Annotated in this window: 26 protein-coding genes and 1 tRNA gene; 12 read left to right on the top strand and 15 right to left on the bottom strand. The window is 63.4% G+C overall.

The window, feature by feature from the left end; translation table 11 throughout:
* The first annotated feature begins 394 nt into the window (after window positions 1-394).
* The gene (locus tag P9239_RS12110) at window positions 395-1,765 is read left to right on the top strand and encodes an 8-oxoguanine deaminase (RefSeq protein ID WP_309751061.1); all 1,371 of its coding nucleotides are present in this window, start codon (window positions 395-397) and stop codon (window positions 1,763-1,765) included.
* 310 nt (window positions 1,766-2,075) lie between these two features.
* Here the strand turns inward: P9239_RS12110 and P9239_RS12105 are convergent, their stop codons facing one another.
* Window positions 2,076-3,008, bottom strand: a complete 933-nt coding sequence (locus tag P9239_RS12105) for a LysR substrate-binding domain-containing protein (protein WP_309751059.1) — start codon at window positions 3,006-3,008, stop codon at window positions 2,076-2,078.
* A gap of 272 nt (window positions 3,009-3,280) precedes the next feature.
* Here P9239_RS12105 and P9239_RS12100 point away from each other — a divergent pair, with 272 nt between their 5' ends.
* The 4 genes from P9239_RS12100 (at window position 3,281) to P9239_RS12085 (ending at window position 8,190) form a co-directional block, all read left to right on the top strand.
* Window positions 3,281-4,852, top strand: coding sequence for an ABC transporter ATP-binding protein (locus P9239_RS12100; protein WP_309751057.1), 1,572 nt, complete (start codon window positions 3,281-3,283; stop codon window positions 4,850-4,852).
* A gap of 2 nt (window positions 4,853-4,854) precedes the next feature.
* Window positions 4,855-5,961, top strand: coding sequence for an ABC transporter permease (locus P9239_RS12095; protein ID WP_309751055.1), 1,107 nt, complete (start codon window positions 4,855-4,857; stop codon window positions 5,959-5,961).
* 22 nt (window positions 5,962-5,983) lie between these two features.
* Window positions 5,984-6,913 carry an ABC transporter permease gene (locus P9239_RS12090; RefSeq protein WP_309751054.1) on the top strand — a complete coding sequence of 310 codons (930 nt, stop codon included), beginning with the start codon at window positions 5,984-5,986 and terminating at the stop codon, window positions 6,911-6,913.
* Window positions 6,914-7,104: 191 nt separating this feature from the next.
* Window positions 7,105-8,190 carry a BMP family ABC transporter substrate-binding protein gene (locus P9239_RS12085; protein ID WP_309751052.1) on the top strand — a complete coding sequence of 362 codons (1,086 nt, stop codon included), beginning with the start codon at window positions 7,105-7,107 and terminating at the stop codon, window positions 8,188-8,190.
* Window positions 8,191-8,347: 157 nt separating this feature from the next.
* Here the strand turns inward: P9239_RS12085 and P9239_RS12080 are convergent, their stop codons facing one another.
* From P9239_RS12080 to P9239_RS12050, 7 genes are all read right to left on the bottom strand, one after another.
* A complete protein-coding gene (locus P9239_RS12080; protein ID WP_309751049.1) occupies window positions 8,348-8,830 on the bottom strand; it encodes a hypothetical protein in 483 nt (160 codons plus the stop codon).
* A 5-nt stretch (window positions 8,831-8,835) separates the two neighbouring features.
* Window positions 8,836-9,489 carry a M35 family metallo-endopeptidase gene (locus P9239_RS12075; protein WP_309751047.1) on the bottom strand — a complete coding sequence of 218 codons (654 nt, stop codon included), beginning with the start codon at window positions 9,487-9,489 and terminating at the stop codon, window positions 8,836-8,838.
* Window positions 9,482-10,009: a PAAR domain-containing protein gene (locus P9239_RS12070; RefSeq protein ID WP_309751045.1), complete on the bottom strand. Its 528-nt coding sequence runs from the start codon at window positions 10,007-10,009 to the stop codon at window positions 9,482-9,484. The genes P9239_RS12075 and P9239_RS12070 overlap by 8 nt, the downstream gene beginning before the upstream one ends.
* 625 nt (window positions 10,010-10,634) lie before the next feature.
* Complete coding sequence (locus P9239_RS12065; RefSeq protein WP_309751043.1) at window positions 10,635-10,844, bottom strand: dodecin; 210 nt, start codon at window positions 10,842-10,844, stop codon at window positions 10,635-10,637.
* A gap of 110 nt (window positions 10,845-10,954) precedes the next feature.
* Window positions 10,955-11,446, bottom strand: a complete 492-nt coding sequence (locus tag P9239_RS12060; RefSeq protein ID WP_206468060.1) for a hypothetical protein — start codon at window positions 11,444-11,446, stop codon at window positions 10,955-10,957.
* 327 nt (window positions 11,447-11,773) lie between these two features.
* Window positions 11,774-12,217, bottom strand: coding sequence for a large conductance mechanosensitive channel protein MscL (gene mscL, locus P9239_RS12055; protein WP_309751041.1), 444 nt, complete (start codon window positions 12,215-12,217; stop codon window positions 11,774-11,776).
* Between the two features lie 163 nt (window positions 12,218-12,380).
* The gene (locus tag P9239_RS12050) at window positions 12,381-13,766 is read right to left on the bottom strand and encodes a DUF2252 domain-containing protein (protein WP_309751039.1); all 1,386 of its coding nucleotides are present in this window, start codon (window positions 13,764-13,766) and stop codon (window positions 12,381-12,383) included.
* Between the two features lie 189 nt (window positions 13,767-13,955).
* Here P9239_RS12050 and glgX point away from each other — a divergent pair, with 189 nt between their 5' ends.
* Window positions 13,956-16,169 (top strand): glycogen debranching protein GlgX, encoded by a 2,214-nt coding sequence (glgX, locus tag P9239_RS12045; protein ID WP_309751038.1) that lies wholly within the window; start codon window positions 13,956-13,958, stop codon window positions 16,167-16,169.
* A gap of 305 nt (window positions 16,170-16,474) precedes the next feature.
* Here the strand turns inward: glgX and P9239_RS12040 are convergent, their stop codons facing one another.
* From P9239_RS12040 to P9239_RS12030, 3 genes are all read right to left on the bottom strand, one after another.
* Window positions 16,475-17,710 carry a tetratricopeptide repeat protein gene (locus P9239_RS12040; RefSeq protein ID WP_309751037.1) on the bottom strand — a complete coding sequence of 412 codons (1,236 nt, stop codon included), beginning with the start codon at window positions 17,708-17,710 and terminating at the stop codon, window positions 16,475-16,477.
* Between the two features lie 117 nt (window positions 17,711-17,827).
* Window positions 17,828-18,508: a PspA/IM30 family protein gene (locus P9239_RS12035; protein ID WP_309751036.1), complete on the bottom strand. Its 681-nt coding sequence runs from the start codon at window positions 18,506-18,508 to the stop codon at window positions 17,828-17,830.
* A 211-nt stretch (window positions 18,509-18,719) separates the two neighbouring features.
* On the bottom strand, window positions 18,720-19,139 hold the full coding sequence (locus P9239_RS12030; RefSeq protein ID WP_309751034.1) for a plasmid mobilization protein: 420 nt from the start codon (window positions 19,137-19,139) through the stop codon (window positions 18,720-18,722).
* A gap of 529 nt (window positions 19,140-19,668) precedes the next feature.
* On the opposite strand from P9239_RS12030, the gene P9239_RS12025 reads away from it, so the two are divergent.
* Complete coding sequence (locus tag P9239_RS12025; RefSeq protein ID WP_309751033.1) at window positions 19,669-22,230, top strand: penicillin-binding protein 1A; 2,562 nt, start codon at window positions 19,669-19,671, stop codon at window positions 22,228-22,230.
* A gap of 78 nt (window positions 22,231-22,308) precedes the next feature.
* Here the strand turns inward: P9239_RS12025 and P9239_RS12020 are convergent, their stop codons facing one another.
* The 3 genes from P9239_RS12020 to P9239_RS12010 all read right to left on the bottom strand — a co-directional run bounded on the left by P9239_RS12020 (window position 22,309) and on the right by P9239_RS12010 (window position 23,597).
* Window positions 22,309-22,758, bottom strand: coding sequence for a copper chaperone PCu(A)C (locus P9239_RS12020; RefSeq protein ID WP_309751031.1), 450 nt, complete (start codon window positions 22,756-22,758; stop codon window positions 22,309-22,311).
* A 7-nt stretch (window positions 22,759-22,765) separates the two neighbouring features.
* Entirely contained in the window at window positions 22,766-23,128 is a 363-nt protein-coding gene (locus P9239_RS12015) for a copper resistance protein CopC (RefSeq protein WP_309751030.1), read from the bottom strand.
* Window positions 23,129-23,210: 82 nt separating this feature from the next.
* Window positions 23,211-23,597 carry a DUF2946 domain-containing protein gene (locus P9239_RS12010; protein ID WP_309751028.1) on the bottom strand — a complete coding sequence of 129 codons (387 nt, stop codon included), beginning with the start codon at window positions 23,595-23,597 and terminating at the stop codon, window positions 23,211-23,213.
* A 192-nt stretch (window positions 23,598-23,789) separates the two neighbouring features.
* On the opposite strand from P9239_RS12010, the gene P9239_RS12005 reads away from it, so the two are divergent.
* A tRNA-Met gene (locus P9239_RS12005) sits at window positions 23,790-23,866 on the top strand.
* Window positions 23,867-24,084: 218 nt separating this feature from the next.
* The gene (locus tag P9239_RS12000) at window positions 24,085-24,582 is read left to right on the top strand and encodes a heme-degrading domain-containing protein (RefSeq protein ID WP_309751027.1); all 498 of its coding nucleotides are present in this window, start codon (window positions 24,085-24,087) and stop codon (window positions 24,580-24,582) included.
* 175 nt (window positions 24,583-24,757) lie between these two features.
* On the opposite strand, the gene P9239_RS11995 is transcribed toward P9239_RS12000, so the two are convergent.
* Window positions 24,758-25,126 (bottom strand): hypothetical protein, encoded by a 369-nt coding sequence (locus tag P9239_RS11995; protein WP_309751025.1) that lies wholly within the window; start codon window positions 25,124-25,126, stop codon window positions 24,758-24,760.
* A 299-nt stretch (window positions 25,127-25,425) separates the two neighbouring features.
* Between P9239_RS11995 and P9239_RS11990 the strand changes: the two genes are divergently transcribed.
* The 3 genes from P9239_RS11990 to P9239_RS11980 all read left to right on the top strand — a co-directional run bounded on the left by P9239_RS11990 (window position 25,426) and on the right by P9239_RS11980 (window position 26,511).
* The gene (locus tag P9239_RS11990; protein WP_309751023.1) at window positions 25,426-25,698 is read left to right on the top strand and encodes a hypothetical protein; all 273 of its coding nucleotides are present in this window, start codon (window positions 25,426-25,428) and stop codon (window positions 25,696-25,698) included.
* Window positions 25,695-26,051 (top strand): hypothetical protein, encoded by a 357-nt coding sequence (locus tag P9239_RS11985; protein WP_309751021.1) that lies wholly within the window; start codon window positions 25,695-25,697, stop codon window positions 26,049-26,051. The genes P9239_RS11990 and P9239_RS11985 overlap by 4 nt, the downstream gene beginning before the upstream one ends.
* A gap of 172 nt (window positions 26,052-26,223) precedes the next feature.
* Complete coding sequence (locus P9239_RS11980) at window positions 26,224-26,511, top strand: DUF1488 domain-containing protein (protein ID WP_309751019.1); 288 nt, start codon at window positions 26,224-26,226, stop codon at window positions 26,509-26,511.
* Window positions 26,512-26,585 lie beyond the last annotated feature (74 nt).

Here is a 26,585-nt window from a genome sequence, read left to right as displayed (position 1 = left end):
GGCGGCGGCGGATCGAGGCTCCACGTCAGTGGCTACATACCCGTCGGCGTTTCAGATGCGCGCCGTGTACAGCATTGTAGAAATTTGAGACGCCGTGTGCGTCCGCGATAGGAAAGATAATGCCGGGCGCATGAGCGCCGCCGGGCAGGAGAAGCCACGGCGCGCGGGCCACTCGCACGGCTTTCGCTGCGATGCTACCTGCGCCAAAATTCGGGAATATATTGCCGGGCTGAATACGACTATGACGGCCCCGTGATTGCCGCCATCTTTTTGGCTGCCGACAGTGACACCGCGCGCAATCGAGCCGCGTCCCGAAGACGGCGTTCAACGCTGGGTAACCGGGGCTTTCACTGGTCCGCTTACCCTGACGCAACCCGTTCCCGGAGAACATTCGATGAATGCGACACCCCGCAGCCTGCTCGTCAAAAACGCCCACATGCTCGTCACGATGGACGCAGATCGCCGCGAAATCGCCGATGGCGGCCTCTTTATCGAAGGCAACCGCATCGTCGCGGTCGGGCCGACGAGCGAGCTTCCGCAGACCGCCGACGACGTGCTCGACATGCGCGGGCATCTCGTCGTTCCCGGCCTCGTCAACACGCATCACCACATGTATCAGAGCCTGACGCGCGCCGTTCCCGCCGCGCAGAACGCCGAACTTTTCGGCTGGCTCACGAACCTGTACAAGATCTGGGCGCATCTGACGCCCGAGATGATCTCCGTCTCCACGACGACCGCGATGGCCGAACTGCTGCTCTCCGGCTGCACGACGTCGAGCGATCACTTGTATATCTATCCGAACGGCAGCCGCCTCGACGACAGCATCGCGGCGGCGCGCGAGATCGGCATGCGCTTTCACGCGGCGCGCGGCAGCATGAGCGTCGGCCAGAAAGACGGCGGGCTGCCGCCGGATTCGGTCGTCGAGAAGGAAGACGCGATCCTGAAGGACTCGCAGCGCCTCATCGAGACGTATCACGACGAAGGCCGTTACGCGATGCTGCGCGTGGTCGTCGCGCCGTGCTCGCCGTTTTCGGTGAGCCGCGAGTTGATGCGCGATTCGGCCGCGCTCGCGCGTCGGTACGGCGTCTCGCTGCACACGCATCTGGCGGAAAACGTGAACGATGTCGCGTACAGCCGCGAGAAGTTCGGTATGACGCCCGCCGAATATGCCGAGGATCTGGGCTGGGTCGGCCACGACGTATGGCACGCGCACTGTGTCCAGCTCGACAAACCGGGCATCGACCTTTTCGCGCGCACGGGCACGGGCGTGGCGCACTGTCCGTGCTCGAACATGCGGCTCGCGTCCGGCATCGCGCCCATTCGCGCGATGCGCGACGCAGGCGTGCCGGTCGGGCTGGGCGTGGATGGCTCGGCATCGAACGACGGCGCGCAGATGGTCGCCGAAGTGCGGCAGGCGCTTTTGCTCCAGCGCGTCGGCTTCGGACCGGACGCGATGACCGCGCGCGAGGCCCTCGAAATTGCGACGCTCGGCGGAGCGAAAGTGCTGAATCGAGACGACATCGGCGCGCTCGCGCCCGGGATGGCGGCGGATTTCGTCTCGTTCGATCTGTCGCAGCCGGCGTTCGCGGGCGCGCTGCACGATCCGGTCGCGGCGCTCGTGTTCTGCGCGCCGTCGCAGGTCGCGACGAGCGTCATCGACGGGAAAGTGGTCGTGAAAGAAGGGCGCCTGACGACAGTGGATTTGCGCGCGGTCGTCGAGCGGCATAACGCGCTGGCGGGCGAACTGGCGAACGCAGCGCAGTGACGGCGCGCGGCGTCGCAGGTCGCGACGAGTGTGATCGACGGAAAAGTGGTCGTGCAAGAAGGGCGGCTGACGACAGTGGATTTGCGCGCGGTCGTCGAGCGGCATAACGCGCTGGCGGGCGAACTGGCGAACGCCGCGCAGTGACGGCGCGCGGCGTCGCAGGTCGCGACGAGTGTGATCGACGGAAAAGTGGTCGTGAAAGAAGGCCGCCTGACGACTGTAGACCTGCGCGCGGTCGTGGAGCCGCAAAACGCGCTGGCGCGCGAACTGGCGAACGCGGCGCACTGAAGGCGCGCGGCGTTCGCTAGCGTCACGGCTGATCGATCAGCGAGCGCGTCGCCTCCGCGACGAGGCCGCGCAGCCAGCGCACTTCGTCGGAGTAGTGACACCGCTCATGCCAAAGCTGGTAATACTGCATGGGCGGGAAGTCGAGCGGCGCGGGCACTACCGCCAGCGGCAGGAACTTCGCGTAATGGGCGGCGAAAAGGCGCGTGGTCGTAAAGACGAGATCCGACTTGATGAGCACGTAAGGCGCGAGATTGAAGTACGGCAGCGTGACGACGACATGGCGCTTCAGGCGCTCGCGCGCGAGATGCACGTCGATTGCTCCGCGCTGACCGACGGAATAGGGCGTAGGCGCCAGATGCGGCGCGTTGAGGTATTGATCGAGCGTGAGCCCGCCGCGCTTGGCGAACGGGTGCGTGTTGCTGACGAGACACACGATCTTGTCGACGAAGAGATTCGACAGATGCAGTTGCTCGGGCGGTTCCGGCCAGTTGCCGACGACGATATCGAGCTTGCCGTCTTCGAGCGCCAGTTCGTAATCGAACGCGGGGCCGAGCGAGTGAAATTCGAGCGTCGCGTTCGGCGCGGCCTGCCGGAAACGCTCGACGACCGTCGGCACGAAGAGCACGTTCAGATAGTCGGGACAGCCGATGCGATAGCACCGCACGGATGTCGAAGGATCGAAGTTGTGCTGCTGGACCTTGATGCGCTCGATCTCGCGCAGCGCGTTCTGCGTCGGTTCCAGCAGGCGCAGGCCGTATTCGGTCGGCACCATGCCGGATTTGCCGCGCACGAGCAGCGGATCGCCGGTGATATCGCGCAGGCGGCGCAGTGCGGCACTGATGGCGGGTTGGGACTGATTGAGCTTGACGGCCGCGCGGGTGACGCTGCGTTCCATCAGCAAGGTATGCAAGACGCGCAATAGATACGTATCGATCGCCTCGCGTTGCTGACTCATGTTATCTCCACTATATGTTCTGGCTGATCGATAGAGGGGTGCGACATATCGTTTTTAATATGACGACGGAATTGCGTCAAGGTGTGGCTTACCCGCAAATGCACGGCGGGCGCGTGACGCGCCTGAATTTTGAGTGATCGACTTAGTGTCTCGAATTCTGTAAATTCTGGCCGCGATATGAGTTCGTGCGACAACCCGTGTCCTACGCTCGCTCTCGCGGTAATTCTTTCCAGTCCGGCCTGCTCGGTGGCCGGACGCATATCTAGAGCTCAATGGGCGACGCCATTCAACAGTCGACAACGCCACCGCGCCTGGCGTTGTCCGGCATCAGCAAGCAGTACCCGTCCGTCAAGGCGAACGACGGCGTGAATCTCGTCGTCATGCCGGGCGAGATTCACGCGGTGCTCGGCGAAAACGGCGCGGGCAAGTCCACGCTGATGAAGATCATCTACGGAGCGGTGCGCCCGGACGAGGGCGAGATCCGCTGGCAGGGCGAGACCGTCGAGATCGGCAGTCCGGCGGCGGCGCGCAAGCTCGGCATCGGCATGGTGTTTCAGCACTTCTCGCTGTTCGAAACCCTGACGGTCGCCGAAAACATCGCGCTCGCGCTCGACGACAAGTTCGACATGAAGCCGCTTTCGAAGCGCATTCGCGACGTGTCGAAGGACTATGGACTCGACGTCGATCCGCAGCGGCACGTTCATAGCCTGACGGTCGGCGAGCGGCAGCGCGTGGAGATCGTGCGATGCCTCTTGCAGAACCCGCGGCTGCTTATCATGGACGAGCCGACTTCCGTGCTCACGCCGCAGGCCGTGCAAAAGCTCTTCATGGTGCTGCGCCGGCTCGCGGCCGAAGGCTGCAGCATTCTCTATATCAGCCACAAACTCGACGAAATCCAGGCGCTCTGCGAAAACGCCACGGTGATGCGCGGCGGCCGCGTGACCGGCAACGTCGATCCGCGCAAGGAAACGCATGCGTCGCTTGCGCAGTTGATGGTCGGTCATTCGCTGCCTGACTACACGCGCCGCGCCCACACGCCGGGCGATGCGCTGCTCGCGGTCAGGAATGTTTCGGTGGCGAGTCCGGACCCGTTCGGGACGTCGCTGCAGAACGTGTCGTTTGAGGTGCGCGCGGGCGAAATCTTCGGCATCGCGGGCGTGTCGGGTAATGGCCAGGCGGAACTGCTTGCGGCGCTCTCGGGCGAGATTCGCGACCGCCACGTGGCAGCCGATGCCGTGTCGATTTGCGGTACGCCCGCCGCGCGGCTCACGGCAGGCGCGCGGCGGCGGCTCGGCTTCGCGTTCGTGCCGGAAGAGCGGCTCGGCCGGGGCGCGGTCCCGGCCATGTCGCTCGCGGACAACGGGCTGCTGACCGCGCATCGGCAACACATGGTGCGCGGCGGCTGGATTCGCGCGGGCGCGGTGCGCAGCTTCGCGGATCGCTGCATTCAGGCGTTCGACGTGCGCTGCGGTGGCAGCGGCGCGCTTGCGCAGAGCCTGTCGGGCGGCAACTTGCAGAAGTTCATCGTCGGACGCGAGATTCTGCAGGCGCCGAAGGTGCTCGTCGTTGCGCAGCCGACCTGGGGCGTCGATGTCGGCGCGGCCGGTTTCATCCGCCAGCAATTGCTCGATCTCGCGTCGCGCGGCGTGGCCATTCTCGTGATTTCAGAAGAGCTCGAAGAACTGTTCGACATTTGCGACCGGCTCGCGGTGCTCGCGCGCGGCAAGCTCTCGCCGGTGCGTGCCACGGGCGAGACGAACGCCGAGGAAATCGGTCTCTTCATGGCCGGGCTTTTCGAAGGCAAGCGCGCGGCCGCAGCCGAACTGGATTCTCTGAGCAAATAAGCATGATCTTTCCCTATCGACTCGAAGCGCGCCCGACGCCCTCGCGCACCATGCAGCTTGCGGTGCCCGTGGTGGCCGCCGTCGCGACGCTCGTCATCGGCTTCCTGATTTTCAGCGTCGTCGGGCAGGACCCGTTACGCGCGATGCACGCGTTCTTCGTCGAGCCCCTCTCCACCGTAAACGGCTGGTCCGAGCTTGTGCTGAAGGCGTCGCCGCTGTGCCTGATCGGGTTGGGGCTCGCGGTCGGGTATCGCGCGAACGTGTGGAACATCGGCGCGGAAGGGCAGATGCTGCTCGGCGGCATCGTGGCGGGTGGCATCGCGATCCACGTCGGCGATGCCTCCGGCTGGTGGACGCTGCCGCTGATGATGATCGGCGGCATCGCGGGCGGCATGCTGTGGGCCGCCATTCCCGCGCTGCTCAAGAGCCGCTTCAACACCAACGAGATTCTCACGAGCCTGATGCTCACCTACGTTGCGACGCAACTACTGATCTATCTGGTGAGCGGCCCGTGGCGCGACCCGGAAGGCATGAACTTCCCGATCTCCGCGATGTTCGTCGACGACGCCTTGTTCCCGCGTCTCTACGGCGACTGGCACTGGAGCTTTCTGAAGGGCACGCGCATCAACGCATCGGTGTTTCTGACGGTGATCGCGATCCCGCTCGTCTGGGTCTTCATGCGCAAGAGTTTCGCGGGCTTCCGGATGAACGTGGGCGGTCTCGCGCCGCTCGCCGCGCGCTACGCAGGCTTCTCGGACAAAAAGACGATCTGGACGTCGCTCTTGCTTTCGGGCGGACTCGCAGGGCTCGCGGGCATGGGCGAAGTGGCGGGGCCGATCGGGCAGCTTCAGGCAGGCTGGTCGCCGGGCTACGGCTTCACCGCGATCATCGTCGTATTCGTCGGGCGGCTGCATCCGGTGGGGATCGTGCTCGCCAGTTTGCTGATGGCGCTGCTCTATCTCGGCGGTGAGGCGGTGCAGACGTCGCTGCAATTGCCGCAGGCGCTCGCGGGAGTGTTCCAGGGGCTGCTGCTGTTTTGTCTCCTCGGCTGCGATCTGTTTGTCAATTACCGTATCAGGCGCAGGACGCCGGCGCACCATGTTGCTTAAGCGCGCATAAGAGAAATCAACGATGGATATCAATCAAGCCAGCAATCTTGCCTCGAGCGCGGTCATCGCGGCCATTCCGCTCATGTACGCGGGCGCGGGCGAACTCGTCGCGGAGAAGTCCGGCGTGCTCAATCTGGGCGTCGAAGGCATGATGCTGATGGGCGCGGTCACGGGCTACGCGGTCACGTCGATCACGGGCAGCCCATGGCTCGGCATTGCGGCCTCTGTTTTCGCCGGGCTGGCGATGGCGCTGCTGTTCGGCTTCCTCACTATCACGATGCTCGCGAATCAGGTTGCCACGGGCCTGTCGCTGACCATCTTCGGCATCGGATTCTCTGCGTATGTCGGCAAGCCGTACACGTCGGCGGCGGTGCGCGCGACCATCGACGTCATGCCGATTCCCGGTCTCTCGTCGATCCCCATCCTCGGGCCCGCGATCTTTTCGCTCACGCCGCTCGGCTATCTTGCATTCGTCATGTTCGCCTTGCTCGGCTGGTTCCTCTACAAGACGCGCGCGGGGCTCGTCTTGCGCTCCGTCGGCGAATCGCCGGCTGTCGCGCATTCGGTCGGCTTTCCGGTGGTGGGCGTGCGCTACTGCGCGACGCTCTTTGGCGGCGGAATGGCGGGCATCGCGGGCGGCTATTACTCGATCGTCTATCTGCACGTCTGGCAGGAGCAGTTGACGTCTGGCCGCGGCTGGATCGCGCTCGCACTCGTCGTGTTCGCGACGTGGCGCCCGGGGCGCCTTCTGATCGGCGCGCTGCTCTTCGGCGCGGTGATGGCGTTGCAGTTCTACGCGCAGGCCATCGGCGTGCCGGTGCCGACGCAGTTCCTCGCGATGCTGCCGTATATCGCGACCATCGTCGTGCTCGTGCTGATCTCGCGCAACCCGAACACGATCAAGCTCAACGCGCCGGCATCACTCGGCAAGCCGTTTTTTGCGGCGAGTTGAGTCGCGCGGCGCGGCGGCATTTTGCATTCGGCGCACCGCATGCAAAGTGCCGCATGCAATTCTTGCGGTCGTGGCGTGTTGTTCCGGTACAGCACCGCGTGCGTCTGATGTGCCGCCGCCATTTTTGGCCGATGACACTTCAGGCGAAGCGTTTCCCGTTTTGCATACAACATTCAAAGAGGAGAATCACAATGCAGAAAACCTGGCTGAAGGCGATCACGGCCACTGTCGCGCTGTCCGCGACGCTCGCCGCTGCGAGTGCGCGGGCCGCGGACGCACCGGGCGTGGCCTTCGTCTATCTCGGCAATCCGGGCGATGCCGGCTGGACCTTCGCGCACGATGCCGGCAGCAAGGAAGCCGAAGCGAAGTTCGGCAACAAGATCAAGATCACGCGCGTGGAAAACGTGCCGGAATCCGCGGACTCGGAACGCGTGTTCCGCGATCTGGCGAACAAGGGCAACAAGGTCATCTTCGGCACGAGCTTCGGCTATCAGGACTTCCAGTTGAAGGTCGCGAAGGACTTTCCCGACACGATCTTCCTGACCGCGACGGGCTTCAAGAAGGCGAAGAACTTCGGCACGTACGACGTGCGCATGTATCAGGGCGCGTATCTGGCGGGTGTCGCGGCTGCTTACGTCACGAAAACGAACACGCTGGGCTTCGTCGCCTCCGTGCCGATTCCCGAAGTGGTCCGCAATATCAACGCGTACACGCTGGGCGCGCGTTCGGTGAATCCGAAGATCCATACGAAGGTCATCTGGATCAATAGCTGGTTCGATCCGGGCAAGGAAAAGCAGGCGGCCGAGACGCTGATCGGACAGGGCGCGGATGTGCTGTTGCAGAACACGGACTCGAACGCGACGCTCAACACCGCGAACGAAAAGCATGTGCACGCGTTCGGCTGGGATTCGAACATGAAGAAGTTCGGCCCGGATGCGCATCTGGGTTCGGTGGTCGCGCATTGGGGCGTGTACTACAACGACGTGATCCAGAAGGTGCTCGACGGCAAGTGGAAGAACGATCCGGTCTGGCTCGGCATTCCGCAGAAGGCGGTGGACCTGGAAGACCTGAACACCGGCGCGATTCCGGCGAAGGCGGTCCAGGCTGTTGCCGCCAAGCGTGACGAACTGCACTCCGGCAAGTGGGATGTCTTCAGCGGTCCGATCAAGGGTCAATCCGGTGAGGAGAAGGTGCCGGCAGGCAAGACGCTGACCGATCCGGAACTGCAACGCATCAACTGGTACGTGGAAGGGGTGGATGGGTCGCTGCCGAAGTGAGGCGGAGGCGGCTTCAAGGCTGCCCAGACGGACTTGAGAGGCCGCTCCGATTGCTACCGGAGCGGCTTTTTCCTTCTGTGGATGGACTACGACGAATCGCGCTTTGCTGTGCGATATAACGACTGAAGCGCGACGGTGACGATGGAATGGATCCGCCTTACTTGACGGCCTTGCTCATAGGCGTCACCCGCGGATCGTCGCAAAGCCGATCGCATCCATCGTGACATATCGGCACCAACGTGACACCGATCTGATAGAGCGTCCGACTGCCGTCATCTGCCGCATCTCGTTTCCTAATGATTCGCTTGTTTAGCCAGATGTCTCCCTTTTTGATGCCAAGCTGAAGCAGATAGGACTCAAGCGCAGACGCTCTTTGGTCGGCTAGTGCCTTTGGATTGCGCTCTTTCACATATCCGCCCGCGTAGACGATCCCCCGGATATCGACATCCGGCCACTGGCGCGCGGCAAATACCATGTCGGCGATTCGAAGCCGGGCGGAATTGGGGATTTCCACCGAGTTTAGTGGCAGGCTGCCTTCCATATCTTCCGAGATCGTGCATGCGTTCGCATTGACTGCGGACCACATCACCAAGAGAAAGATCGTTGTACGAATTGCGCCACGGAGCATTGATTCGGCCATGACTTCTAGTCCTCGATTCCAACATAACACGCCAGGCTGTCGGCGTTTCGTATTGCCTCATCCGGGTTCTCTTGCGCCCAGAATGACAAACCGACGCTCACGCCATACATTGCGTCGATGGAATTAAACACGTCTGTGAAATGGGTACATTCGTGTATTAGCGTCAGCACCTGGCAACCATGCCATAGTTGCGACCTTGGCGAGTGGCAGAAATGCGGATATATGGCGATCATGCGCCTGGCTGTATCTGGTTTGCAGACAGCCGCATCTGTACTGCCATTATCTGGAAATATGGTGCACGTGATATTTCGTTGTTTCTGTGCGTCCCAGCGAATGATATTTTCCGGCTTCAGGTCGGCCATGGCGCTCAGCAGCTTTGGCAGTCCTGCTTGTAAGACGGTGCGCGTAACGTCATCAGAGCGACCTAACCATTTCTTCACGCGGGCCTGCTCGCGTGTGTCCCACTTTGACACACCCGTGATGCGGGTTTGAATCAGGTCGAGACCTTCGGCGCGCGATTTGAAGATCGATTCCCTGAACTCCTTGTTGCTCATGTTCGAGCATATTGGAGTCATATCCAGATCGATATGCACTTGCGACCCCGGCACTGCGTTAGTCGCCGCCGATTCGTGAGCGATGACATAATCGTTGTCAGACATTCTTATCCTCTGTTATTGCAAGGCGGAGTGTTGCAGGGCCGCTGGTTCTTAGTCGTTGAGTTTGTCCTTTATCGTCAGTAACGCCACGCCAAATCTGGCCCGACGACGAACTAATCTTGTAACTAACGCCTGGATGCGGTTGTCCCGTCGCGGCATCGCGCAAGACATATTGCTCGTCGCAGGTAATGGGCGATGCGGTCACCGCATTCCCGGCTTGGGTGGAAAGGCACGCGTCGTCGCCGTCATCATAGAAACAGCTGGGATCGGGACTTGCCATCACCCGGTTTTGAGCGCACGGACACAAGACCAAGTCGCCCTCCAGAACGCCCGCTCGTCCCCGATAGCATCGCCGTGTCGCCGTACCGATGATCTTGAACGCGCCTTCGCACTTGCCGCATGTGGCTTCGTCGCCGTACAGCGCAAACGGCTTACCGTGGTCGGTCATATGAGTCGCTGAGCCGCCGATCACTATCCCACCCGTAGTGGTGGGACTGCCTTGCACCACGAGTGCCTTACGCATATGCATGGCTCCGCCCGTTGCCGAGTTGGCGGAGGCCGCAAATCCGCCCGTGGCTTGTCTCCGATCCGCTGTGATACCGGACAACGCCGGCGTGTCGGCTAGACAGAATTTCGCGAGACCGCCGTTCAGCTTTTAGCTCTGCCGTTGGCTCGCCGCACTTGATGCGCGAACGGGTGCGAATAGCAGGACGGCTAGTTGCTACTTGTCTTTTTGTCATTTGAGTTCCTTCACTCTTCTTGCGCGTAGAGCACGCCGCATCACGCTAGCTAAGCAAGGAAGGAAGGCAATCGGACCGATCTTATTCTGCTGCGAACAACTTTGAATGCACGCGGTGATGACAATGACGGGCCATGCACGGTCGACTGTTCGTCGCACGAAGAGGCGAGTCCTCAGCGACGCGCACGCTCGGAGGCGACATGCGAAGGGCTACAGAACGGGTACCGACCATTTGTCTGCGACGAGGCCGGATGCGTCGAAATGATGTGTCAACGGCAAGCCGGACAGTCTGCCTTCCAGAAAAAGTGGTCTTGAAAAGCGACAATGCCGCTCAGTCACCTGACTGAACGGCATTGCCCGAGGGCGCGGTTTTCACTTATGGCATGCAAAACGCCACATCTACCGAATCTCAATCCTCGATCCGCAGTCCCACCTTGATCGTCACCTGCCAGTGCAGCACCTCGCCGTTCTCGATATGCCCGCGCGTTTCCGTCACTTCGAACCAGTGCATGTTGCGCAGGGTCTTGGAGGCCTTGGCAAGCGCCACGCGCACGGCGTCGTCGCTCGATTGAGTCGACGAGCCGGTGAGTTCGATCTGCTTATAGACGTGTTCCGACATGCTGTTCTCCTTGTGGTGTGCTCGGACTGCGATGCAGCAAAGTCCGCGCCACGGCGCTTCGGGACGGCCGCCGTGTCACGCAAGAGACATCGAATGCAAAAAACCGGGATTCAACGCAGCGGGCGCGAAGCGGCGTCGCCCGCATCCTGACGGCGCGTGCCGCGGCGACGGCGCGCCGAAACGGTGGCGCCGAATTCGCTGAGAATCTGCGTGCGGGCGCGGCTTGCAAAGACAAGGAAGCCGAAGCCGTTCGCCTCGTACCAATAGCCGCCGTTCTCGAGCCCGTCGAGCGGCTGCTCCAGCGCATTCGTGATGGACTCGACGCAGCGCCGGTGCAGCTCGTCGATGGCCGGGTAGGGCGGCTGGGCGCCGCGCACGCTGCATAGCAGGACATCGAGTCCTGGCAGCGCATGTGCATACAGCACCGGTTCGTCCTGCGCGCGAGCGCGTGCAATCTTGGTGTCAAGCTGGCCGAACGGCTTGAAATGCCGCAGCACGGCGAGAAACGATTCGTCGCCATCAGCCTTCACGCGTCTACGCTTTTTCGGGAAGGACATAAAAACTCGCCTGAAAAAGAATTGCAAGAAACGCAGCGTCCTCATGCGGCCACTCCCGTCTTGCGTGCCGCACGTCGATCTTTTATAGCGCATCGATGTGATCGGGTCACGGTGATTCGGGCCTCCGGAACGCGCGATCGGCGAATTGCCGACAGGCGTCAGAAGCGCACGAATCGTGCCGATGACCCGTTGGCGGCCCGCTGGCATCCCCTCGGCATTCCCTATGGGTATCTATCTGACATCTGTCTCAATAATAGTCCTGCTCATAGCCGCGCGAACAGCCTTCGCGAAGAAAAAAAGCGCCGATGCTAACGAAAGGCGGATGCCGTGCCCTAAACCGGGGCTCGCGCCCGGTCTGCGCGCGTGTTCGCGCTAGACGCGCGGCGTCTTCTTGAGTTCGTCGCGGATTTCGCGCAGCAGAAGCACGTCTTCGGGCGGCGCGGCGGGCGCCGCCGCTTCCGTGGGCTTGCGCAGATTGTTGATGAACTTGACCATCAGAAAGATGATGAATGCCAGGATGATGAAGTTGATCAGCACGGTGATGAACGATCCGTAGCCGAACACCGCCACGCCCGCAGTCTGCAGATCTTTGTACGAATCGGGATTGCCTTTGAAGGTCGGCGGTATGTGACCGAGCCGGATGAAGAGATTCGAGAAATCGAGCCCGCCAGTCGCGAGGCCGACGACCGGCATGATCAAATCCTTGACGACGGAGTTCACGATGGTCGAAAACGCGCCACCGATGATGACGCCGACCGCGAGGTCCATGACGTTGCCCTTGAGGGCGAAATTCTTGAATTCTCCGATCATGCTCATGCGGGGATTCCTCCTTTTCAAGTCCGAAACGATTGTTCTGAGCGTGCAGCGAAACGCCATCGCACTGCGTGCCGCGACGCGCGCGAGAGAAGCCCATGAAAGGGTGCACTGGCCATGATAGACAATCCCGCGCGAGGCGTGACTGTTCAGACGACACGCCCCGCTAGGCTGCTTTCACGCGCCCGACGCTGATCGCCGCGCAGAACGCCGCGTGGTCCGCCACGGTCTGCGCGCCGTACCGCTCGGCCCAGGTCGCGTAGGCGGCGTCGAGCCTGTCGGACGTGCCGCAATAGCCGGCGATGAGCGCCGGGTCGCCGGTGCGGGCGTGCGCGCGGGCGAGCAGGAGTCCGAGACACCACGCGTAGAAGTCGAACGTCGCGCCGTGCAGCCAGTCGACGGGAACAGAGCCGCGAATCTGCTTCATCTGGCGCACGTAAAAATCGCGCCCTGAGATAGTGGTCCAGCCGAGCAGCGCATCCGATGAGCTTTGCAACAACCGCTGGCCATGCACGACGCGCCGGCCCTGATGCCGAAACGGTTCGTCGAGCGGCGGCACGAACGGCGCGGCGGCCGGCACGATGCCTTCCTTCACCTGCATGAAGATGGGATCGCCGAGCGCGCGGCCGATCAGCAGAACAAGATACGCACGCGTGCCGACGCTTCCGACGCCCACCACGCGATGCGCGACATCGACCACATCGTAGCGTTCGAGCATCATGCGCCACTCGCCCGCGATGGTCTGCAAATACGCCCGGAAGCCGTCGATGACGTGATTCTTCTCGGCGGCGTCGAGTTCCGTCAGGATCGGCGGATCGACCTTGAAGCGCCAGCTCGTGCCGGCGGGCTCCGCGACCTTGGCGAGCATCGTTGCGTGCGAGCGCTTCATCGCGCGCTCGACCGTGCGTTCGATGGTCGCTTTTTCGTCGGCGGTGAGGCGCGTGGGGGCGTCGATGTGCAGCGCGCTCGCGTAGGAACGCATCTGCCACAAATCGTACGGGCTCACCTGGCGCAGATCGTTCATCGTCGTGCGATACGCGGCGCAAGCCGAACGCACCGCGCGCTCACGGCCTTCGGCGTCCACGCCGTTTTCGCGCGCTGCGACGTTGATGCTCGCGGTCAGGCGCTTCAGGTCCCATTCCCACGGCGCCACGATGGTCTCGTCGAAATCGTTCAGATCGAACACGACGTCCTGACGCGGCGTGCGAAAGAGGCCGAAATTGTTGATGTGCGCGTCGCCGTCGATCATCACGTTGTGCCCGATCGACGGCGATCTGGCCAGATCCCACGCCATGACGGTCGCAGCGCCTCGCAGGAAGGCGAACGGCGATTCGGCCATGCGTGACATGCGCAGCGGCACGAGCCGCTCCTGCCGCCCTGCGTTCACGGCCAGCACGCGCTCGACGGGATCAGGGCGGTCCGGCTCGGGCTGCCAGTTCGCGTGGGCTTCGAACGGGACGGCGTCGCGCAGTGCGCGCCCGGCGGCGCGGCTTTCGTCGGCGGTGCCGTTTGCTTGCGAGGGCGTCGGGATGGAGCTTAAGCGCGTGGACAAGCGGATCTCCTTCGGCGGGCGATTGCTGCATGTGCGATGACAGGCCAGCATACCGCAGTTCGCGCGCTGTTTCGGGCGCGGTGCGGGCGGGCGCCGGGCACAGCCCTTGCTCAATCCGAATCCGCTTATGCCGTGCAATGCGGCGCCCCTATCCCGACGCACTTCGCGTCACTCTCTGCCGATCATCTCATGCCGAACGAATTCCGCATTGCCGAAGGGTCCCCGTTTCCGCTTGGCGCGACGTGGGACGGAAACGGCGTCAACTTCGCCCTGTTTTCCGCCAACGCGACGAAAGTCGAACTCTGCCTCTTCGACGAGAAAGGCGAAAAAGAAACGCATCGCATCGAATTGCCCGAGTACACCGACGAAGTCTGGCACGTCTACCTGCATGGCCTCGCGCCGGGCGCCGTGTACGGCTACCGCGTGCACGGCCCTTACGAGCCGGAAAACGGGCACCGCTTCAACCCGAACAAGCTGCTGCTCGATCCGTACGCGAAGGCGCACGTCGGCGAGATGAAGTTCGACGCGGCGCTCTTCGGCTACACGCTCAACGCGGAAGGCGACGATCTGACCTTCGACGAACGCGACAGCGCGCCGTTCATGCAGAAATGCCAGGTCATCGACCAGAGCTTCACGTGGACTCATGCGACGCGCGTGCGCGTGCCGTGGGAACACACGATCTTCTACGAAACGCACGTGCGCGGCTTCACGAAGCGGCACCCGGCGATCCCGGAAAACATGCGCGGCACTTTCGAGGGGCTCGGGCAGAAGGAAGTGGTCGATTACATCAAGAGTCTCGGCGTCACGTCCGTGGAACTGCTGCCGATCCACGCTTTCGTGAACGACAGCTATCTGCTCGACAAGGGCCTGACGAACTACTGGGGCTACAACACCATCGGCTTTTTCGCAGCCGATCCGCGCTATTTCTCGCGCGGCGCGGGCGTGGTCGCCGAATTCAAGGAGATGGTCGACCGGTTGCACGAAGCGGGCCTCGAAGTGATCCTCGACGTGGTCTACAACCACACCGCCGAAGGCAATGAGCGCGGGCCGACGCTGTCGTTCCGCGGCATCGACAACGCGTCGTACTACCGGTTGATGCCGGATCAGACGCGCTACTACATCAACGACACGGGCACCGGCAACACGCTCAATCTCTCGCATCCGCGCGTGCTGCAAATGGTCACCGACAGCCTGCGCTACTGGGTGACGGAGATGAATGTCGACGGCTTCCGTTTCGATCTTGCGACGATTCTCGGCCGCGAGCCGTACGGCTTCGACGAAGGCGGCGGCTTCCTCGACAGCTGCCGGCAAGACCCGATTCTCTCCAGCGTGAAATTGATCGCGGAACCGTGGGATTGCGGTCCCGGCGGCTATCAAGTGGGCGGCTTTCCCCCGGGCTGGGCGGAATGGAACGACCGCTATCGCGATACGGTGCGCGCGTTCTGGAAGGGCGACGAGGGCGAATCGGCGGAACTGGCGACGCGCATCACCGCTTCGGGCGACAAGTTCAACAAGCGCGGACGCCGTCCGTGGGCGAGCGTGAACTTCATCACGGCGCACGACGGCTTCACGCTGAACGATCTCGTTTCCTACAACGACAAGCACAACGAGGCGAACGGCGAGGACAACAAGGACGGTCATTCGGACAACAAATCGTGGAACTGTGGCGTCGAAGGTCCGACCGACGACCCCGAAATCCGCGCGCTGCGCGAGCGCCAGAAGCGCAATCTGCTCGCGACGCTGCTGTTCTCGCAAGGCACGCCGATGGTCCTTGCGGGCGACGAGTTCGGCCGCACGCAGCACGGCAATAACAATGCGTATTGTCAGGACAACGAGATCAGCTGGGTCGACTGGGAAGGCATCGACGACGACGGCCGCGCGCTGACCGAGTTCGTGCGCAAGCTGACGACGCTGCGGCACACGCTGCCGGTGCTGCGACGCCAGCGGTTCCTGACTGGTGAAGTCCGCGAGGACATGGATGTGGCCGACGTGAAGTGGCTCAGCCCGAGCGGCGACGCGCTCACGCCCGAGCAATGGAGCGATCCCGGCATGCACTGCTTCGGTCTCGTGATCGACGGCCGCGCGCAGGCCACGGGCATTCGCAAGCCGGCTTCGGACGCGACACTCCTGCTGATCGTCAACGCGTACCATGATGTCGTCGACTTCACGCTGCCGGACATTCCCGGGCCGGATCAGTGGAGTTGTCTGATCGATACCAACGCGCCGGTCCGCGAGGAACTGCCGCAGTTCGATTCGGGCGATGTCTATCAGGTCACGGGCCGTTCGCTGCTGCTTTTCGCGCTTCAGGCGCGTGGCGCGACGCGGCGCGTTTTCGAGCGGCTGGAGGAAGCGCTGACCGACGACGTGCCGCCGGAGCAGGGCGAGAAACCGTCCGCCGGTTGACGCCTGCGCTCCCGCGATCACGCGGGAGCGTCGGCTGATTGGTTATCATGCGATTTTTCTTAATCGCAAAGGCGGCGCGAGCCGCCTTTTTTCTTTCCACGATGCCTTTTTCAAGCTCTTCCGCATGATCCTGCACACGTTCTTGCGCGTGGCGACGTGGGATCAGCTCGAACGCATCTGGGAATTCATCATCGGCTTCTTCAAGTTCTTGTGGGCGCTGCTGCGTTTCCTCGGCGGCGGCTGAAGCGTGCGCCCATGAAAAAGGCCCCGCGAGCGGGGCCTTGCTTGTTGTCCGACGCGGCGACTCAGGTGTCGCGCCAGTTGTCGTCGTTGCTCCCGAGGTCGAGACCGCCGCCGCTGCCGCTGCCGTCGTCCCAGTCGTTCGATCCGTTGCCGAAGTCCAGGCCGCCGCCGTTGCTGTTGCCGAAGTCGAGCCCGCCGTTGTCGTTGCCGGCGTCGCGGCGTTCCACAGGCACTTCGCGCTCGATCACACGGTCGCGTCCGTGCGACATCGCTTCGCCGAGCAGCACACCGGTCAAGAGACCGCCCATGCCGCCGCCGAACCCGCCGCCGCCCTGCTGGATGATGACGGGCGGCTGCTGTCCTTGCTGGGGATACGGTCCCTGCGGATACGGTCCCTGCTGCGGATACGGCGCCTGCTGACCATGCGGCTGCTGATCGCGCCCGAAGCGTTCGGCTTCCTGCGCGAACGGCGACTGGCCTTGCGCGCCGGCATTTGCCGCAGCAGGATCGGGACGGCCTTCGGCGCGAGCCCTGATGCTCGCGACCTGATTCTCGAGGTCCTCGATCGCATAGGGCGGCACGGGATTCTTCGCGTTCGAGAGCGCCTCGACCATCTCGCGCAACTGTGTTTCCGTGCCTTCGACGTCGCGCAGCAGCGCCTCGTGACCGGGCGCGGTCGACAGCCTCACGTCGAGCTTCAGCGTGCGCACGTCGTTGAGCAATTCGGTCGCGCGCTTCAGTTGGGCGCGGCGGTCGTCTTCGCTGCGCCCGTCGTCACGCGCGCGGGCGCGCCGCAGTCCCCAGCGCAGTACGAGCGCGATCGCCGCAATCAGCACCGCGAGGCCGATCCACATGCCCATGGACGGGCCGTGCTTCTGCGGCGCGGCGGCTTGCCCCTGGTTGAACGGATTCAGCGCGACCGAGCCGTTGGAACCGCGATTGGTCGTCGCGTTCGTGCGGTTCGCATCGCTGCGGATGCGCGCCTCGGTGGACGCGAACCGCGATGCGTCGGTAAAGCCGAGCGACGGATCGAGCGACTTAGCCTGCTGCAAGTGCGAGAGCGCGTCGCTGTAGCGGCCTTCGCGGTCGAGCACCTGCGCGTAGAGATAATGCGCGTGCGCGTTGTCGGGATGCGCGCCGAGCACTTCGCTCAACTGCGCGTCGGCTTTCTGCCAGTTGCCCTGCGTCATCGATTGCTCGACCTGCTGCGCGGTCGGCACGGCGGCCAGCGCGAGCGGCGAAGCCACCGACAGCGCGAGGGAGATCGATAAGGCGAGAGCCGTCAAAGTCTTTTTCATGTGCGGGCCGAGCGTTGCGCGCCCGTCTCCATTCGATACTGCGACCGGTGATTGCCGAGACGACGCAAGGCGGATACCCGATACGTTATGCGCGTGCGCCGTCGGCACTGACCGTGATTACTGCGCCGGCGTGTTCAACTGCTTTTTCAGGGCTTCGAGACGGTCTTCGACCGACGGCCCGCGATTGAGCGCCGCGAGCTTGTCGTCGAGCGCCTTGCCGGACTTCTGGTCAGCCGAGTTGAGGCGCGCGTCGGAGCGGGCGTTCGACAGCTGGACCTTGTCCTCGAGCTTCTGGAAATCTTCAGAGAGATTCTTTCCGCCGATGCCGCCGAGCGCCGTTGCCGCCGTGTCCTTCGCCTGCGCGATCTGCTGCTTCGCCTGAAGGATGTTCGAGCGCGCGTTGAGGTCGTTGCGGCGCTGGCGCATGTCGGCGATCTGCTGCTTGAGATGATCGACCGAAGGCACGAGCGTCTGCAGTTCGGCCGCGAGCGCGTCGCGTTCCGTTTCCGCGTTGGCTTGCGCCGCGAGCGCCTCGCGTGCGAGACCTTCGTCGCCGCTTTGCAGCGCGCGTTTCGCGCCATCTTCGTACTTCTTCGCCTTTTCGGCGGCGGCGTCGCGCTTGCTCTGCTGCGTCGCGACTTGCGCCTCGATCTCGATCAGCGCGTTTTCTGCCTTCGCGATGCTGTCGTCGAGTTCGCGCACGATCTGGCGGGAATCGCGCGAAGGGTCCTGCATGGTGTCGGCTGCATCGTTCAGAAGGCCTTTGACGGTGCGCGTGATGGAATCGAAAAGCGACATTGTTGAATCTCCCTGGAGAAGACCGCGGCGGGTGCGCCGCGCATCGAATGTGAGGCGCCGCGTCGGGAATGCAAGCGAAGCGGACGTTGCATTCATGCGCGGGTTTACCCGTTTATTAGAGCACGTCGCGACTTAACCTGGACTTAATCAACGTGAAGGAATGTAACGGCGCGACGGGCGCGCGCCGTGGCGGGAGAGAGGAGGGCTAGCGCTAGCCGCCGAGCTGTCCGTTTCCGGTGAGCGATGCATCTTCGCCGGCGCTTTCGGCTTCATCGCGGCTCACGGGGACGCTTGCCGTTGCCGCTGTCGATGCCGCTACGGCGGCAGCCGCTGCCTGCGTTCGCGCGATGCTCTTGCCCGCGCTCGCCGCGGCTTCACGCGCTTCGCGGGCCGCTGCTTTGGCGGCGACGCTGCGCAGCGCGACATTGAGCGGATCGGGGGCCTTCGGCGCGCGCAGACGGTCGACGATTCCCGCCACTTTGATCTGCTCGCTCGTCGCGTTGAAGTTGAGCACCGCCCGCCGCATGAGTTCGCTCACGCTGATGCCGAGGTCGTCCGCCGTCTTGCTGATGGCGAGCTTCTGCGCGGGGGTCACGAAAACAACGATGCGTTCGGTAGGCTTGGTCGTCATGAGCGGCTCGCAGACAGTAAGGCGATTGCAAACATCGCGTACGCGTCCCGGTGAAGGGACCGCGTCAATTCGTTACCGCAGGTCGTTCGCCGGCAAAAAAGCCGGGTCATGCACGCATCCATCATATCGGTTCGCGGGGCTGCTGTGCGTGCTCGCTGTCCCGCATGGCAGACGACTCGCGCTTCTTCGATTAGCGTATGAGCGTGCACGAAAAACCGCGTCCGTTCAATGGCTTGGCTATTTTCTCATAGGGTTGTCCACAAGGCTCTCAACACTTTCTGTGGGTAAGCGAACGTTGTAGAGGGAGGGCGCAACGTGCGCGGGGCGGCATTTGCTTACAAAAAAGGCCCGCGTGTTTTGTAGCGGCCCGCCCGAATTCTTTAAAATGTGCCGTTGCCCTTCGCTCGAACTGGCTCGTCCATTGGCTCGCCGGTTCTTGCCGCGCCTGAATCCTTCCGTGCGCGCTTTGATCCGCTTCTATCGATACGCCGCACAGTAACCGCAGAGACGGCGCCGAACCATCCCAGTCATGCCTATCATCAAACGTCCCGACTCTTCGAATTCATCGCGACACGATCGCGAGCCGCGCTGGAACGACTCACGCAACGACTCGGGCGCAGGCCGTGACGGCGGCGGCAACGGGCGAGACGGCGGCAATGGCCGCAATGGCCGCAACGCAGGCAATGGCCGGAACAGTGGCAATGACCGCGACGGCGGCCGCTCGGTGTTCGCGCGCATCGCGTCATTGCTCGCTTCGCTCGCGGCGGTGGCGGCGGTGGTCGGCGCGCTCATCGTCGGCTACGCGCTTGTGGTGATGGAGCCGAACCTGCCTTCGCTCAATGCGCTCATCGATTACCGGCCGAAGGTGCCGCTGCGGGTCTACACGGCGGATCACGTGCTGATTGGCGAATTCGGCGAAGAGCGGCGCAGCCTGGTGCGCTTTCAGGACATTCCGGACCAGATGAAGAAGGCGGTCCTCGCGATCGAGGACTACCGTTTCTACGATCACGGCGGCGTCGATTTCGTCGGCATTCTGCGCGCGGGCGTGACCGATCTGATGCATGGCGGCGCTTCGCAGGGCGCAAGCACGATCACGATGCAGGTCGCGCGCAACTTCTTTCTTTCGAGCGAGAAGACGTACACGCGCAAGGTCTACGAGATGTTGCTCGCGTACAAGATCGAGCGCGCGCTCACGAAGGACCAGATCCTCGAGCTGTATATGAACCAGATCTATCTGGGCGAGCGCGCGTATGGCTTTTCCGCTGCGGCGCGGGTGTACTTCGGCAAGGATCTGAAGGACATCACACTCGCCGAAGCCGCGATGCTCGCGGGGCTGCCCAAGGCGCCGTCCGCGTATAACCCGGTCGTGAACCCGAAGCGCGCGAAGGTGCGCCAGCAGTACATCCTGAAGCGCATGCTGGACCTCAACTTCATCACGCGCGAGCAATACGCTCAGGCCGTCGCCGAGGAAATCCACACGAAGTCGGCGGGCACCGAGTACGGCACGCATGCGGAATACGTCGCGGAAATGGTGCGGCAGATGATGTACGCGCAGTACAAGGAGGAAACCTACACGCGCGGCCTGACGGTGACGACGACCATCGATTCCGCCGATCAGGACGCCGCTTACCGCGCCGTGCGCAAAGGCGTGATGGACTACGAGCGGCGTCACGGGTATCGCGGGCCGGAGGGCAACATCGCGCTGCCGTCGGCGGCGGATGACCGCGCGGAAGCCATCGAAGACGCGCTGGTCGATCATCCGGACAATGGCGACCTCGTCGCGGCGGTGGTCACGGCGGCGAGCCCGAAGCAGGTGAGCGCGCAGTTCGTCGGCGGCGAAACGGCGACGATCTCGGGCGAAGGCCTGCGCTTCGTGGCCGCGGCGCTGCGCAGCAATGCGTCGAAGGCGCTCGCGATAAAGCCGGGTTCGGTCATCCGCCTGACGAAGGACGCGAAGGACAACTGGCAGATCACGCAGTTGCCGCAGGTCGAAGGCGCGCTCGTCTCGATGGTGCCGCAGGACGGCGCGATCCGCGCGCTCATCGGCGGATTCGACTTCAACAAGAACAAGTTCAATCACGTGACGCAGGCGTGGCGTCAGCCGGGTTCGAGCTTCAAGCCGTTCATCTATTCGGCGGCGCTCGACAAGGGTCTCGGGCCGGCGACCATCATCAACGACGCGCCGCTGTACTTCCCGGCGCCCGCAGGCGGCGAACCCTGGGAACCGAAGGACGACGATCAGCCCGACGGCCCCATGTCCATGCGCACCGGCCTGCAGAAGTCGAAAAACCTGGTGTCGATCCGCATCCTGTCATACATCGGCACCGGTTACGCGCAGGATTTCGTCACGCAGAAGTTCGGCTTCGACAAGGACAAGACGCCGCCGTATCTGCCGCTCGCGCTCGGCGCGGGGCTCGTCACGCCGTTGCAGTTGAGCGGCGCGTATTCGGTGTTCGCGAACGGCGGGTATCGCATCAATCCGTACCTGATTGCGCAGGTCGCCGACGCGCGCGGCAGCGTGATTTCGCGCGCCGACCCGCTGACCGCGGGCGCGAATGCGCCGCAAACGCTCGAACCGCGCAACGCGTACATGATGAACAGCCTGCTGCATACAGTCGCGACTTCGGGCACGGGCTCTGGCACGAATGTGCTCAAGCGCAACGACTTGCAGGGCAAGACCGGCACGACCAACGAGGCGAAGGACGGCTGGTTCGCGGGCTATCAGCATCAACTCGTCGCGGTGGCGTGGATGGGCTACGACCAGCCGAAGTCGCTCGGCACGAAGGAGTTCGGCGCGCAACTCGCGTTGCCGATCTGGGTCGAGTACATGGGGCGCGCGTTGCGCGGCATCCCTCAACAGCAGATGGCGATGCCCGAAGGCGTGACGACGATCGACGGCGAACTGTTCTATGCGGACCGCACGCCGGGCGCGGGTTTCGTCGCGAGCATCGGCCTCGACAATACGAACCCGATGGCGGGCGATTCGACGACCGCGGGCGGCGTCGGCCCGGCGGGCATGCAGGCGCCGCCGGTGCCGCAAGTCACGACCGACGAACGCAAGCAGATCATGGACATGTTCAACCGGCCCTGATCGCAGCTTCGGGTTCCAGGTCTGCTTCATGAAAAAAACGCGCCGTAGCCGGCGCGTTTTTTTTTGCTGAAGGGCGTCTTACTTGCCGACCGTTGCGGCCGACTTGACGGCGCAGTCCACGTTGAGCGTGGTCTTGTCGGCGAAGGTGAGGGTAAGCGGAATCGTGGAGCCGATCTTGAGCGGCTTGGCCGGCTGTTCCATCATCAGGTGATAGCCCTTCGGCGCGAACTGCAGCGTGCCGTGCGCGGGCACGTCGGCGCTATCGACGGGCGCCATGGTCGCCGTGCCGCCCTTGTTTTCCGACTTGTGCATCATCGTCATGCCGAACGCGGGACTGTTCGCGGCGGTGAGCGTCGCGGGCGCGTCGCCGTTGTTCGAAACGACGAAATAGCCCGACGACGGCAGGTTCGGCGGCATCGCACGGACCCAGCAGTCATGCGCTTCGAGCGTGGCCGCGTGCGCGGTGCTGAGAAACGTGCCCAACGCAGCGCCTGCGAGCACGCTCAAGAGTAGAACGGTTTTTTTCATTGCGGCCTCACTTGACCGTGAAGTTGTAGTGACCTTGCGTGCGGTGACCGTCGGCTGCGACCGCGGTCCACTGCACCGTATAGACGCCCGGCGCGAGATTGCCGAGCGCGACGCTCATGTGCTTCTTGTCGTTGCTATCGACGGCCGACTTCTCGGTGTTGACCTGCGTGCCGTGGGCGTCGGTGACGAGCATCGAACTGAACGTCGGCTCGAGCCGTTCACCGAACTCGATCGAGACTTCGTGCGGCGTGCTGACTGTGGCGCCGGGGCCGGGCTGCTGGAGCTTCGGCAACGCGTGAGCGAGCGCGAAGGGTGCGCAAGCGGTCAGCGCGAGCGCGAGCGCGCCGCGCCGTGCGGATTGGAACGTCATGGTGTGTCCTGTGGAAAGCATGGTGTCGCGACGCAGGACTCGCCTTCAATGCGGCGTGTCAAGCGTACGGGCGATGGGCGAATTAGCCGAAGGCGGGCGGTGCACGCGGCTGGGCGTCCGCGAATCGCCGATGAGCGGGCGCGCGGACGATGCTGGCCGCAGTGAACGATTCGCGCGGCAATGGCGCCGATGGCGTGGCGCGAGGAAGCGTTGGCGGCGCAGGCGCGTGACCGACGAGGTCGCAATAGCCGCAGGCGTCGAGATGACTGAGCGCGTGATGGCCGGCATGGCGCGGAAGCTGGCTGTCGGGCGCATCTGTGCCCGACGCGCACAGGGAAGCGAGCAAGGCTTCGAACCGTTCGGCCTTGAGCATCTGCGACGCAACGGGTGCGAGCGAGAGAAGCAGCATCGCGCATACCGCCGCCATGCTGCTAATTCTTCCCGTGATGCCGCGCCGCAAGGAGTGCATGCCGTGTGCTCGAAGCCGATAACCGTTACCCGCAGAGCGAACGATTATGCCATGCGCTGAAGCGCGGCTTTGACGATGCGTGCGACGGTGACGAGTCCAATCGACGCAGTGCGACGCGCTGTTATTTTATGTGGACTGACATGAAGGATTGCTTTTCCATAAACGATGACCTATAATCTTTTCTTCGACGGACGCGGGGTGGAGCAGTCTGGCAGCTCGTCGGGCTCATAACCCGAAGGTCGTAGGTTCAAATCCTACCCCCGCAACCACATTCAAGGGGTTACAGTGCTTCGGCCTGTAACCCCTTTCTGTTTTTCGGCCGTCATCGAAGCAGACTAAAGACAGCATAAAGAGCGCTTCGGTTCTTTCAACGTCAGCAGTCCTATTCAATCCGCCAACAGCGGCCACGCGTACGACGCGCTGTCCACGCCCGTGTCAAAATCGAGCATTCGACATCAGACACAACGCTAACGAAGAGGCGTCGCTCATGGACATTCCGCACGACCTGCAAACCATCGCGCATCAGGAAAACACGCTCGTCTTTCCGCAGTTCCACGCCGATCACGCGTGGCAGCTCGGCACGCAGCTGCGCGAGATGGCGCTCGCGCGCGACGCAGCCGTGGCAATCGACGTGCGCACGTTCGGTCATCGGCTCTTCTTCGCCGCGCTCGATGGCGCGACGCCCGACAACGCCCGCTGGGCCGAGCGCAAATCCCGGACAGTCGAGCATTTTCGCCGCAGTTCGTACGCCATCGGCCTGACGCTGCAACAGGCGGGCGCGACGCTCGCCGAGAAGTTCGGGCTCGATCCCGCGCAGTACGCCGCGCATGGCGGTGGCTTTCCGATCCGCGTCGCGAATGTCGGCGTGATCGGGTCGGTGACGGTGTCGGGGCTGCCCCAGCGCAGCGATCACCAAATGGTCGTCGAAGCGGTCTGCGCCGTGCTCGGCCAGAGCTTCGCCGAACTGTCGCTGGACCATAGTTGAGGTTCCGGCGCCGCGCTTGCGCCGTGCAGTGCCCGCGGCGTCGAGCGTCTGACGGCTACGGGAGCCGATGTGCTTTTCTGTCGGCGCCGTAATGACGCCTCTGTTGCGGGTTTGCAGCAACGCCTGACCCCGTCCTCAGTGCGCCGCGTGAATCGTTCCCGGTATAGCAGCGCGTCTACTTGCACCGAACGATCATCGACCGGTTCTTTACATTGGCCGAGATTACGTTGGTGATGCCGCCGCCCGTCGGTCCGCCTTCCTCGTTGTCTTTCGAGACGATGTCATAGCCCGTCGCGCCGCACGCCTTGCCCGCGAGCACGTAGCAGCTCGCCCAGCTCGACCCGGCATCCGCGCCGCTGCAATTCACGGCATATCCCGTCTGGCCGTCCGGCAAGTGAATGAGCGACGCTTCGTTCGACGACGCGCAAGCGCCCAGGCTCGCGATCGCGAGCACTGCCGCGCCGATGGTCGCCGCGCGCAGCGCGTTCGGAATCGCGCTTGCGCGCGTCGAGTGTCGGCGCATCGGCCGATCGTTTCTATTCATCTTTCCCTCGTTGCAATCGGGCTGAGTGAGACGGGACAGCGGCAGCATCGAACAATCTTCCGCCGTATTTTGGGATGAGCATTGTCCCATACGCGGCGCGCGCCACGCTGATGCGCCCCGATTGCAACGAGCGGCGCGGGCGCGGCCCTTGCGATGCAAATTCATGAGAGTTCGACACGCATGATCGCGATGCGGTCGTGAACTATTTGCCGGCTTGCGCGCCTTATGCTGTTGAGGCATCGGTTGAACTTGCCGTCGAACGCATGGCGCCAGCCAGAATACATACGGAGGCAACAGGAATGGTCGAAAGAGTGACGGGCCCGTATCGGGGGTATTACATCAGCGCATCGGCGCGGCTCGTTCCCACGCACGACGCAAAAGACGGCGAGGCCGGCACGCCCATTTATGTCGGTTCCGTCAGTCTCGCCGAGAACGGCCCGGATGAGCCGCGTCACTTCGAGGCGCTCGTCGATCTCGGACCCGAGCAGCGTTTCGCCAGCGAAGACGAGGCGCTCGCGCACGTCGAACAAGCGGCGCGCGACTACATCGACCGATTGCTGCAACCGACATGATGCGTCCCCTCCATCTTCGGCACGCAGTGCTCTACGATATCGCGAACTGCCTGGTCGACCTCTTTCCGAACGGCGCGGACATCATCGAGATCGGAGCCGACGCCACGCCCGCGCTGTTCGTGAGCTGGCGCACGGGTGGGGTGGCGAATCATGCGGGCAATATTGGCTGGGGTGTGCACTACCGTTTCGACGCGCGGGTGTTGCGCGAGTATCCGCATTTGCCGGGCGATGCGCGCGAACGCGTCTGCGAGCGTGTGCGGGACATGACGCGATCGCTCGACTTCAACTACGGAGATCCGCTCGCGAGTTCGCTGCTCGTGGTGGAGGTGAGCGGGGATGTGCTCGACGCCTGAGGTTTGCCATTCGAGCGCCGCTGGACCACGCGGCGCGAGCGCGAGTACCATAGTCCGCGAATCGAATCATGCGCACGTCAGTGAAGCGGCGCTCGCGACTCGCAGCGAGTGTCTGAACCTCATCGCGAGCGGGGCCCTGCAGCGCCCGCCGCGCCCGATCCACGAGAGTCTCATGAACATTCGTTTTCTTCCCGACGCGCCGGATTACCGCGGTTCCAATCTCACTATCGAATTCGCCGCGCTCGTCGATGGCCGGCGCGTGCCATGCGCGATCTCGGTGGAAGCGCTCGAAGATCACTTCGGTGCGAAAACCTACGACAGCGCCGGCTGGATCGACGCATTCGATGCCGGCCGCACGCGCATCGAAGCGGTGGCGCGCGAACATCTGCGTGTCACGAACGGCATGCCGGTGCTGCTGAAGAGCGGCCACTTTCCGCCGGGGCGCGTGATCGCCGGATGACAGCGCTGCGTCTTTTACGCGCATGAGCGTGTAAGAGCTTCATCGTCGGAGCCGGCCGCCATGCCCCGCGCCAA

The organism is Caballeronia sp. LZ062, from assembly GCF_031450785.1.
In the GTDB taxonomy this organism is placed as follows: domain Bacteria; phylum Pseudomonadota; class Gammaproteobacteria; order Burkholderiales; family Burkholderiaceae; genus Caballeronia.
This window is presented reverse-complemented; position numbering and strand designations above follow the sequence as displayed.

What these genes read in the sequence shown, in the direction of transcription:
- P9239_RS12080 (WP_309751049.1), bottom strand. Translation starts at nt 8,830, where the DNA reads ATGGCCGAATCAATGCTCCGTGGCGCAATTCGTACAACGATCTTTCTC.
- P9239_RS11985 (WP_309751021.1), top strand. Translation starts at nt 25,695, where the DNA reads ATGATGCGTCCCCTCCATCTTCGGCACGCAGTGCTCTACGATATCGCG.
- P9239_RS12060 (WP_206468060.1), bottom strand. Translation starts at nt 11,446, where the DNA reads ATGAGGACGCTGCGTTTCTTGCAATTCTTTTTCAGGCGAGTTTTTATG.
- P9239_RS11995 (WP_309751025.1), bottom strand. Translation starts at nt 25,126, where the DNA reads ATGAATAGAAACGATCGGCCGATGCGCCGACACTCGACGCGCGCAAGC.
- P9239_RS12085 (WP_309751052.1), top strand. Translation starts at nt 7,105, where the DNA reads ATGCAGAAAACCTGGCTGAAGGCGATCACGGCCACTGTCGCGCTGTCC.
- P9239_RS12035 (WP_309751036.1), bottom strand. Translation starts at nt 18,508, where the DNA reads ATGTCGCTTTTCGATTCCATCACGCGCACCGTCAAAGGCCTTCTGAAC.
- P9239_RS12030 (WP_309751034.1), bottom strand. Translation starts at nt 19,139, where the DNA reads ATGACGACCAAGCCTACCGAACGCATCGTTGTTTTCGTGACCCCCGCG.
- P9239_RS12110 (WP_309751061.1), top strand. Translation starts at nt 395, where the DNA reads ATGAATGCGACACCCCGCAGCCTGCTCGTCAAAAACGCCCACATGCTC.
- P9239_RS11990 (WP_309751023.1), top strand. Translation starts at nt 25,426, where the DNA reads ATGGTCGAAAGAGTGACGGGCCCGTATCGGGGGTATTACATCAGCGCA.
- P9239_RS12070 (WP_309751045.1), bottom strand. Translation starts at nt 10,009, where the DNA reads ATGCGTAAGGCACTCGTGGTGCAAGGCAGTCCCACCACTACGGGTGGG.
- glgX (WP_309751038.1), top strand. Translation starts at nt 13,956, where the DNA reads ATGCCGAACGAATTCCGCATTGCCGAAGGGTCCCCGTTTCCGCTTGGC.
- P9239_RS12040 (WP_309751037.1), bottom strand. Translation starts at nt 17,710, where the DNA reads ATGAAAAAGACTTTGACGGCTCTCGCCTTATCGATCTCCCTCGCGCTG.
- P9239_RS12105 (WP_309751059.1), bottom strand. Translation starts at nt 3,008, where the DNA reads ATGAGTCAGCAACGCGAGGCGATCGATACGTATCTATTGCGCGTCTTG.
- P9239_RS12010 (WP_309751028.1), bottom strand. Translation starts at nt 23,597, where the DNA reads ATGCACTCCTTGCGGCGCGGCATCACGGGAAGAATTAGCAGCATGGCG.
- P9239_RS12000 (WP_309751027.1), top strand. Translation starts at nt 24,085, where the DNA reads ATGGACATTCCGCACGACCTGCAAACCATCGCGCATCAGGAAAACACG.
- P9239_RS12065 (WP_309751043.1), bottom strand. Translation starts at nt 10,844, where the DNA reads ATGTCGGAACACGTCTATAAGCAGATCGAACTCACCGGCTCGTCGACT.
- P9239_RS11980 (WP_309751019.1), top strand. Translation starts at nt 26,224, where the DNA reads ATGAACATTCGTTTTCTTCCCGACGCGCCGGATTACCGCGGTTCCAAT.
- mscL (WP_309751041.1), bottom strand. Translation starts at nt 12,217, where the DNA reads ATGAGCATGATCGGAGAATTCAAGAATTTCGCCCTCAAGGGCAACGTC.
- P9239_RS12025 (WP_309751033.1), top strand. Translation starts at nt 19,669, where the DNA reads ATGCCTATCATCAAACGTCCCGACTCTTCGAATTCATCGCGACACGAT.
- P9239_RS12090 (WP_309751054.1), top strand. Translation starts at nt 5,984, where the DNA reads ATGGATATCAATCAAGCCAGCAATCTTGCCTCGAGCGCGGTCATCGCG.
- P9239_RS12015 (WP_309751030.1), bottom strand. Translation starts at nt 23,128, where the DNA reads ATGACGTTCCAATCCGCACGGCGCGGCGCGCTCGCGCTCGCGCTGACC.
- P9239_RS12075 (WP_309751047.1), bottom strand. Translation starts at nt 9,489, where the DNA reads ATGTCTGACAACGATTATGTCATCGCTCACGAATCGGCGGCGACTAAC.
- P9239_RS12100 (WP_309751057.1), top strand. Translation starts at nt 3,281, where the DNA reads ATGGGCGACGCCATTCAACAGTCGACAACGCCACCGCGCCTGGCGTTG.
- P9239_RS12095 (WP_309751055.1), top strand. Translation starts at nt 4,855, where the DNA reads ATGATCTTTCCCTATCGACTCGAAGCGCGCCCGACGCCCTCGCGCACC.
- P9239_RS12020 (WP_309751031.1), bottom strand. Translation starts at nt 22,758, where the DNA reads ATGAAAAAAACCGTTCTACTCTTGAGCGTGCTCGCAGGCGCTGCGTTG.